This is a genomic window from Ralstonia sp. RL, assembly GCF_001683835.1.
Taxonomy (GTDB): Bacteria; Pseudomonadota; Gammaproteobacteria; order Burkholderiales; family Burkholderiaceae; genus Ralstonia; species Ralstonia mannitolilytica.
This window is the reverse complement of record NZ_LWRX01000197.1, coordinates 1-3,633: the sequence shown is the minus strand read 5'-3', so window position 1 is coordinate 3,633 and position 3,633 is coordinate 1. Positions and strand designations below refer to the sequence as shown.

The 3,633-nt window shown below is 66.4% G+C and carries 4 protein-coding genes; all 4 read right to left on the bottom strand.

Features of this window, described 5'->3' with window-relative positions; translation table 11 throughout:
* Positions 1–1,702 (bottom strand): MtrB/PioB family decaheme-associated outer membrane protein (locus A6M56_RS18775; RefSeq protein WP_286758320.1); only part of this gene is annotated, 1,702 nt, incomplete at its 3' end.
* Between the two features lie 33 nt (positions 1,703–1,735).
* Positions 1,736–2,683 carry a DmsE family decaheme c-type cytochrome gene (locus A6M56_RS18770; protein ID WP_286758319.1) on the bottom strand — a complete coding sequence of 316 codons (948 nt, stop codon included), beginning with the start codon at positions 2,681–2,683 and terminating at the stop codon, positions 1,736–1,738.
* Positions 2,684–2,902: 219 nt separating this feature from the next.
* Entirely contained in the window at positions 2,903–3,238 is a 336-nt protein-coding gene (locus A6M56_RS18765; protein WP_286758318.1) for a c-type cytochrome, read from the bottom strand.
* A gap of 19 nt (positions 3,239–3,257) precedes the next feature.
* The coding region (locus tag A6M56_RS18760) for a c-type cytochrome biogenesis protein CcmI/CycH (protein ID WP_502686942.1) at positions 3,258–3,633 on the bottom strand (376 nt) is incomplete at its 5' end.

Here is a 3,633-nt window from a genome sequence, read left to right as displayed (position 1 = left end):
AATTGCTGTTGTTTTCGAGCTTCGCGCTCCAGGGATTCGTCGGCGAGATGCGCGAAGCGCGGTTGGCGACGGTGTCGTTCTTCGATATCCAGGCGCTCGCCTGCCATTCGTCGGCGAACGCATAGGATGCATCGATGGCGTAGTTCTGCGACGAGCCGTCGCGCAGGCCGAACCTGTCGGCGGTGCGCGTGCCGTAGTCGTCGCGCGTCTGGTCCGCCATGAACTGCAATGAAAGGTCGTTCGTCGGCGTCCAGGCGAGCGACAGGCGCACCTTGTCGCGTTCGCGGTCCGCCAGGTTCAGCGGCGCGATCAGGTTGACGCCGGCGGCGCCGCTGTTGAGCACGTTGGTCAGGAAATCGGAGCCGTTGCGCTCGCTGCGGATGTAGGCGATGGAACCGGTCACGGTTTCCGCCACGGTGCGCTTGAGCGCCACGCGGTACGAGGTTTCCTCGGTCCGGTCGCGGAAGCTGACGGAACGTACCGCGCTCGTGTTCCGATCCTTCACGTCGTAGTCGATGCCGCCGGTCAGCCGCAGCGACGACGGAAACTGGTAAGTCGCCTCCAGCTTGCCGCTGGTGGTCTTGACGGAGACCGGCTGATTTTCGCCGTTGAAGGTCGAGCCGGGCGTCACGCCGGTGACGGTATACAGGCGCACCGGCGTCTTGTCGTCGCGGTTTTCATGGCGCAGGTCGGCCACCAGCGACAGTCGGGAGAGCGGATGCGCCGACACGCCCAGCTGCAGCAGCGTGGTGTCGACGCGGCCGCCGAGGTTGCCGTCCGGCGCAATGCCGGCCGCCAGCGGCACGCCGGAAATGAAGGTGTCGTTCTGCGTGGCCCGGGTGTACGCCACCTTGAACGAGCCGCGCGTGGACGGAGTGAAGCTGTAGCCGCCGTCGAGCGCGAGCTGGTGCGATTGCGAGCCGGGCGGCAAGGAGATCGGGCTGAGCGCGTTGCTCCCGCTGAATGCGGCCGTATTGCCGCCGGCCAGAGACAGCGAGGTGTTGTGGTTGTCGTAGGCCGTGCCGTAGTAGATGGCCGACATCTGCAATTTCGGGCCGGAGTAACCGAGAATCGCCTCCAGCTGACGGGTGGTCGAGTGAATGGGTTCGGGCGTGAATTCGAACGCATTGGTTCCCGTGCCGCGCGAGAAAATGCGCGCGCCATCCTTGTCCTCGCTCTTCGCCCGCACCACCAGGTCGAAGCCGCCGCCGAGCTGCTTGGTGAAGCCGGCGCCGAGCGCCTCGCGCTTCATCTTCAGTTGCACCGGCGTTTCGACGGCGGCGGCCGTGCCCGGGATCGTCAGCCGGGGCGTTCCCGTGCCCTGCACCGCAGTGTTCGCCGTGTACGGCTCGTAGCGCGGCATGGCGTTGTATTCGAGGAAGTATGCCCAGTCGCCCTGGCGTTCGTGCGTGAAGCGCAGGTCGCGGCTTTCCAGGCCGAGGTTGTTGCCCTTGAACCTGATCCAGGTGCCCGTGCTTTCGTCGAGCCGGTTCAGATCGACGCCGAGCAGGCCGTACGCGCCTTCGTCGCGCAGGCCGGTGTAGCGCCCGAACTGCGGCGCATCCTTGTTGAGATAGCCGGCGCCGATCGCCACCGTGGAGGATGGCCTGGTCAGCCAGGCCAGTTCCGCGTCCTCCTGCGCGCAAGCCGGCCCGAAAGCCGCCGCAAGCGCGGCCGCCATCGCCGCGAGAGGAAACCTCATCTGCTTGTTCATTTTCGTTCTCCCTGTCTCTCGTCAGCGGCGGTAGCTGCGCGCGTTGGCGCGGTCGGCCGGATTGTTGCTGCCGTGGATATCGGTGTGGCAGTTCAGGCAGCCGCGCGCCAGCGTATTGGCCGCCTGCGCGGGACTGGCGTTGGAGCCGGAGAGCGTCGCGCTGCGCCCCTGGTGCGTGGCCGGCTCATGGCACTGCTGGCACAGGAAGGGCGGGCGCGCCTTCAGCAGGTTCGGCATGGTCGAGCCGTGCGGGTTGTGGCAGATGGTGCAGTCCTCCTGCACCGGCGCATGGTTGCGCACGAACGGGCCGCGCTTCTCCATGTGGCAGGTGTAGCAGGTGGCGACCACGCTGTCGCGCAACAGCAGGTTGGGTCCGGCCGCGCCGTGCGGATTATGGCAGTCGGAGCAGGCCATCTTGCCGTCCTTGATCGGATGGCGCGACGGCCGCATGTAGAGCGCGCGCTGCTCCTTGTGGCAGGTAAAGCAGACTTCCGGCTGGGTCAGCTTGTCGCGCACCTTGTCGTGGTCGGTATGCATCTGGTGGCAGTTGGTGCACACCATGCCGGAGCGCTCGTGCGCGCCGCCGGCCCAGTGCGAGCGCCGGATGTTGCTGTGGCAGCCGAGGCAGGACTCGATGTCCTTCGCGCCCGCCTTGCCGCGCGCGCTGAAGGCCTCCACCGGCGGCCGGGTCGAGGAATGGGTGGAGTTCGTGACGTGGTCTTCGCTCTTGCCGTGACAACCCTGGCAGGTCGGCGTGCGCTCGTCCGCCTTCACGCCGTGGCGCGTCTTGTAGATCGACAGCACCGGCCTTTCCTCGGACTGGTCGTGACACTTGGTGCAGACCGCGTCCTGCGCCCGCGATTTGTCGATTTGCTGCTGCGCCGCGCCGTCCGCGGCAAAGGCCGGAGCGAGTCCGGCCAGGCTGGCGACGAACGCCAGCGACATGGCAAGCTTCTGCCAAGTTTTCATTTTTTTCTCCCTGAGCCTGCCCATCGTTGACCGGCGCTGGCGCTCTATCAGGCTGTTGAAAAACTACTGCGCGGGCCGATCTTGCAGCCTGCGGTGCTCTGCGTACCATTCGTACGCGTGTGCTCCTCGGGCTCGGCGCCCCCGCTCAATCTCGGCCCGCTCGCGACGTTTTTCAACAGCCTGCTATGGCGCCTTGCGGTCAGAAGTATTTTTTGTTTATTACAGCGACAGAATCCACTGAATCACGTTCCGGATCTGTTCCTGGTCCTTGGTCTTCGGGATCTTGTGATCCTCTTCATGCCCATCCGGGAATTTCACCTTGTGCCCGCTGCTCAGATGCTGCGTCAGCTTCGCCTCGGCGTCCGGCTTGCCTCTGTGCTTGGCGGCGACCTCCTTGTACGCCGGGCCATCCTTGCCGCGGTCGATGCCGTGGCAACGCAGGCACCCCTCGGCCCGCGTCAGCTTTTGCGCCGCCTCCGCGTCGACGGCGAGCGCCGTCTGCGGCAGCAGCACTGCCGCCGCACTGAGCGCGCCGGCAATGATGAACGGTTTCATGTCCTGCCCCTCTTTTCCATTACCCGTTACGCTTGTTGATTCTTATCTTCAGGTTCTTCGCCCCCGGCGCCACCGGCTCGATGACGCCTTCCAGATCGCCGGCGCCCGGCGTGGCGTTCCCGCTCTTCGAGATGCGCGCGCTGACCACCACCTGCGGGAAGTCGGACAGCTTGGCGTCCGGCGTCATGCTCATGCTGTCGTCCAGCACGAAGGCCGCCGGCAAGTCCTTCACCTGCTTGCGCAGCACCGCCAGCGGAAAGCGCGGGCCCTGCGCGGCGCGCGCGAAGATGAACACGGTGTCGCTATCCGCCGCCTGCGCGCGCAGCGCCGGATCGAGCTCCACCACGCCTTCCAGCGTGGCGCCGGCCGCTGCCGCCTGCGCCGGCCTGGCCGGC